Source organism: Paraburkholderia sp. RL18-085-BIA-A (genome assembly GCF_046027075.1).
Taxonomy (GTDB): Bacteria; Pseudomonadota; Gammaproteobacteria; order Burkholderiales; family Burkholderiaceae; genus Paraburkholderia.
Genome location: NZ_JARESU010000445.1, coordinates 1 through 1208, shown reverse-complemented (window position 1 = coordinate 1208; position 1208 = coordinate 1). Strand labels below are relative to the sequence as shown.

The 1208-nt window shown below is 56.7% G+C and carries 1 protein-coding gene; it reads left to right on the top strand.

The window, feature by feature from the left end:
* Positions 1-65 precede the first annotated feature (65 nt).
* Entirely contained in the window at positions 66-968 is a 903-nt protein-coding gene (locus P0D89_RS53135) for a LysR substrate-binding domain-containing protein (RefSeq protein ID WP_408379664.1), read from the top strand.
* Positions 969-1208 lie beyond the last annotated feature (240 nt).

The following is a 1208-nucleotide window of genomic DNA, read 5'->3' as shown; positions in this document are numbered from 1 at the left end:
TAGAATCATCGACGCGATCAATGAGCATCGCCGAACATATATCAACAAGCAGGAGACAGACAGACATGGAACTGAGGCATCTTCGATACTTTGTGGCACTCGCCGAGCGCCTGAGCTTCACGCGTGCCGCGCAGAAGGTGCACGTTACCCAGTCCACCCTGTCCCATCAGATCAATCAGCTTGAAGAGGAACTGGGGCAGCAGCTGTTTGAAAGAAATCACAAACGTGTGGTCATGACCGAGGCTGGTTCACTGTTCCTCGCCCACGTCACCAATGCGCTGAAGGAAATTGATCTCGGTATATGGACGCTAAAGCAGACCGCGGGTCAACTGAGTGGGGATCTGCGGATTGGGGCAACCCAATCGCTTTGTTTCAACTTCATTCCTGCCTGCGTGTCGACTTTCCTGGAACGGCACCAGGCCGTCAAGTTCATCATTGAGGAATACTCGTCGCTGGAGATTGAGAAGCGGCTGGCTACAGGCGATCTGGATATCGCGATTAGCTATCGCCCGAGCGCGTCAGAGGATCTATGGTTCGAACCGCTGTACGACGAGGAAATGGTGCTGGTCGTTTCGGATAGTCATTATCTTGCCCGGAAAAAGCGCGTGCGAATGATTGAGCTGCAGGGACAACCGATTGCCATGCTGACTGAGGCATTTGCCACGCGCCAGTTGCTGGACGAGTGCTTTAGATCTGTCGGGGTCGAGCCATTGGTCATTGCGGAGACCAATGCGATTGCTCCATTGCTTGGGCTGGCGCGCCGGAGCGCGATCGCCGCAATTGTCCCGGAGAATACCGTGCTAGATATGGGCGGACTTCATGCTGTGCGGATCGAGAGTCCTACGCCGGTCCGCACCCCTGGTTTGGCGTGGCGCCGCAATTCCCAGAAATCTGTAGCGGTCAAATCGTTTGTCGCCATCGTCAAGCGAACCATTGCCGAATCCGATTTGAAGAGGCGCAGCCGTTAGCTTTCCTGACGCTCGGTCGCTGGGCAATGCTGATCCACAAGGCCCTTCTAGCTCGTGCCACGCGGGCAGACCAGTCGCGTTCGTCCGGCAGCGAACTCACCACCCGCCGTCTTCACGTTACGGCCTGCAGCCACGGCCTCAACGGTTGTCCTCTCGCCCGTGAGGCTTCAAACGTTGCTCCGCTCCCCACAGGCCGGATTTCCGGGAAGCGGACACTCATTGATCGCGTCGATGAATCTG

Excerpts from the sequence above, each read along its gene's own strand:
- P0D89_RS53135 (WP_408379664.1), top strand. The coding sequence starts at position 66 with ATGGAACTGAGGCATCTTCGATACTTTGTGGCACTCGCCGAGCGCCTG.